At 61.0% G+C, this 2,952-nt stretch carries 4 protein-coding genes; 3 read left to right on the top strand and 1 reads right to left on the bottom strand.

From position 1 onward, the window contains the following. The first annotated feature begins 238 nt into the window (after positions 1-238). Entirely contained in the window at positions 239-877 is a 639-nt protein-coding gene (locus Q8O29_RS17860) for a hypothetical protein (RefSeq protein ID WP_305565254.1), read from the top strand. 211 nt (positions 878-1,088) lie between these two features. On the opposite strand, the gene Q8O29_RS17855 is transcribed toward Q8O29_RS17860, so the two are convergent. Further along, the gene (locus Q8O29_RS17855; RefSeq protein WP_305565252.1) at positions 1,089-1,580 is read right to left on the bottom strand and encodes a MarR family winged helix-turn-helix transcriptional regulator; all 492 of its coding nucleotides are present in this window, start codon (positions 1,578-1,580) and stop codon (positions 1,089-1,091) included. A 105-nt stretch (positions 1,581-1,685) separates the two neighbouring features. Here Q8O29_RS17855 and Q8O29_RS17850 point away from each other — a divergent pair, with 105 nt between their 5' ends. Together Q8O29_RS17850 and Q8O29_RS17845 are read left to right on the top strand one after the other, a co-directional pair. Next, positions 1,686-2,699, top strand: a complete 1,014-nt coding sequence (locus Q8O29_RS17850) for a tripartite tricarboxylate transporter substrate binding protein (protein ID WP_305565250.1) — start codon at positions 1,686-1,688, stop codon at positions 2,697-2,699. 30 nt (positions 2,700-2,729) lie between these two features. After that, on the top strand, positions 2,730-2,952 hold a 223-nt coding region (locus Q8O29_RS17845), incomplete at its 3' end, for a hypothetical protein (protein ID WP_305565248.1).

Genomic DNA, 2,952 nt, shown 5'->3' with positions numbered 1-2,952 from the left:
CAGCGCGCGCAGCGTCACGTGCCAAGCTCGATCACAACGCTGCGCCTGCTGCTGAGCGTCGCACTCGCAAGCGCCCTGGGTCATTGCCCGCATTGCCATTGGATAAGTCCGAGACTAAACTTATGACACAGTAAGACTAGGGTCTGTGCCGATTTTTCAGCCTAGCTGGTTGTGGGCTGAAAATTTCTCGGCAGTGTCGCCGCCCGTTCGCAGTGGCATTTTCAAACTGGAGAAAAAAATGAATAGTCAGACTCCAAAATTTCGCATCTGCTTTGCGAGAAGCAAAACGCTGGCGGCCCTATCGATTCTGTTCGGCGCAGCGTTGCTGGCGTTGACAGGCTTGCAGCCCGCGTTGGCGCAGGCCACGCCGGCGTCTGTTTTTCGCGATCTGGCCGGAGTAAAGGCCGAATGCCAGCGTGTCGCCAAGTTGCATGTGCAGCGGCGTCTGGTGGGCAATGATGACCGGCTTGAAAAGAGTTTGAACCGGGCACTGGCTGGTTTGGATCGGCTGGGGTCACACGCGCCAGACTGGATCAAAATTAGCAAACAGCCCGAGTCCGCAGGCCGGGTGATGGCCGATATGAAGGCGCTGCGCACCGTGGCGGCGACGCCTGCTGCGTCGGATGGTGCTCTGAAGGCTGTGATCGACACTGCCGACCGGTGTACGGCAGACGCAGATGAACTGCTCAAAGGCATTCAAGGCGCAGGCGCTGGCGGGCGCGCGGTCTCCCTTGCCGCCCGCACCCTGTATTTGAGTCAACGTCTGCCCCGAGACTGGCTGCTGTTGCATTCCAAAGAAAAATTTCCGGGGATCACTGCAGAGACCACAACTCAGGCGCGCGAAGAGATGAACTCAGCCCTGCAGCAACTGGCCTAGCTGACGGCCACACCGGGGCTACGCTCGGTCATCGAGCAGATTCAGAACCAGTGGACCTTGTTGCGTCCTCTGCTTGCAAATGCCAGGTCTTCTCAGGAGAGAGACGAACAGGTGGGTCGTATCAGTGAGCGCCTTTATGAAGCCGTGGACGAAGCGTTTGAGCAGATTCAGAAAACGGTCATCACGCTGATGTAACCGGCGCAGACAACAGTCAAGCCGCCTCCGCCTCCGCATCCGGTGGCACAAACGCAGCGCGTGCCTCAGCCTCCAGCCCTTCGGTCAGTAGCTGCAGCAGCTCGACCAGTTGCGCGCGCTGCGCAGTATTGAGCGGGCCCATCAGGCGGTCGTAGGCGCGTTCGGCCGGCTCTTGCGCCTGCTGGAGCAACTTCAGTCCGGCCTCTGACAGCGAGATCGCCAGATTGCGCCGGCTTGTCGGCGCGGGTACCCGCTCGATCAACCCTCGCTTTTCCAGACCGCGCAACACGCGCAGCACGGTCACCTTGTCAAACCCCAAGGCCCTCGCCAGACTGGACTGATCCAGCCCGGGCCGCGCCCGCAGCACGCTGAGCACGCCAAACTGGGCCGGCGTCAGTCCGACGCTACGGCACTCGTCTTCAAAAACGGCGGCAGATATCTGATGCGCTCTGCGCAGCAAAAAGCCGGGGCGTGCGTAGAGTTGGGAGAGCTTGTGAAATGCTGGCACGGCAGTAAAAAGTTCTCGTGAATTCTTGCGCTAAGGGAATTCATGGATTGTGCCTTGCGTACTTTGCCCAACACTCGTTAGCATGCAAACTAAATAAGATCGTTGATGGACATCCTTTTCTCCCCTTGCCGCCAGCTCGCGCTGCGCATTGGCTTGCTGCTGGCCGCTATGGCCGCCAGCACGGGCCTGCTGGCCCAAACCACGCCAGTGCTGGCCGCCAACACCTTGCCGCAGGGGCCGATTCGCCTGATCGTGCCTTTCACGCCGGGCACCGGCATCGACCTGATTGCCCGCACCGTGGGTCCGAAGCTCTCGGAGCGTCTCGGCCGGCCGGTGGTGGTGGACAACCGCGCTGGCGCCTCCGGCAATATCGGGACCGAAGCGGTGGTGCGCGCCGCGCCCAACGGCAGCACCTTGCTGGTCACCGTCAACACGCTGGTGATGAACGCCGGCCTGTACCCGCAACTGCCTTTTGATCCGGTGAAGGACCTCACGCCGGTCACGCTGACCAGTTGGGGTCAGCTGATCCTGGTGGCCCATCCCAAAACCGGCTTCAAGAGTGCCGCCGATCTGGTGGCTGCTGCGCGCCAATCGCCAGGCCGCATCAACTACGGCTCGCCCGGCGTGGGCACGCCGCATCATTTGTCGATGGAGTTGTTCAAGGCCACGGCCGGGGTGTTTGTGACCCACATTCCTTATCGCGGAACCGGACCGGCCCTGACCGAACTTCTGGGCGGGCAGATCGAGGCTATGTTTTTGCCCATCCACGTGGCGCTGCCGCATGTGAAGTCCGGGCGCCTGGTCGCTCTGGGCATCGGCAGCGACAAGCGGCATCCGCTGCTGCCCGAGCTGCCGACGCTGGCCGAGGCCAAAGCCGGCAATGTCAGCGTGGACATGTGGTATGGCATTTTTGCACCGCCCGGCACATCGCCGGAGCTGGTGGCCTTGTACAACCGCGAGATCCGCGAGATCCTGCTCAGCGACGACGTGAAAAAAGCTTTCTCGATCCAGGGCATGGACGCTAGCGGCAGCACGCCGGGCGAGTTTAAAAGCCTGGTCGAGACGGACGCCAAACGCTGGGCGCAATTGATCAAGGCCCAGGGCATCACCGCCAATTGAATATCTTATTTGCTACTGAATTGATAGCTGTTGGCGCTTGCCCAGTATGGGCTAGGAGCCTGGGCGGCAGAAGGCGTCGAAGCGAAAAGTGGCCCCGGCGAGGACAGTTTTTGCCGGGTTTGCAGCGCCATAGCCGTAGCTATGGGGCAAAAAGCCGGTGAAAAATGGACCGTCGCGGTCGCTTTGCAGCCGACGTTCCTTCTGCCACCCAGGCTCCTAGAGGCCGATTTGATGCATAAAACGGTCAATCCAA

Source organism: Polaromonas sp. (assembly GCF_030689685.1).
In the GTDB taxonomy this organism is placed as follows: Bacteria; Pseudomonadota; Gammaproteobacteria; order Burkholderiales; family Burkholderiaceae_C; genus Polaromonas.
The sequence above is the reverse complement of the archived record's forward strand: the minus strand, read 5'-3'. Positions and strand labels throughout refer to the sequence as shown.

Coding starts and splice junctions, on each gene's coding strand:
- Q8O29_RS17860 (WP_305565254.1), top strand. CDS start 239: ATGAATAGTCAGACTCCAAAATTTCGCATCTGCTTTGCGAGAAGCAAA.
- Q8O29_RS17850 (WP_305565250.1), top strand. CDS start 1,686: ATGGACATCCTTTTCTCCCCTTGCCGCCAGCTCGCGCTGCGCATTGGC.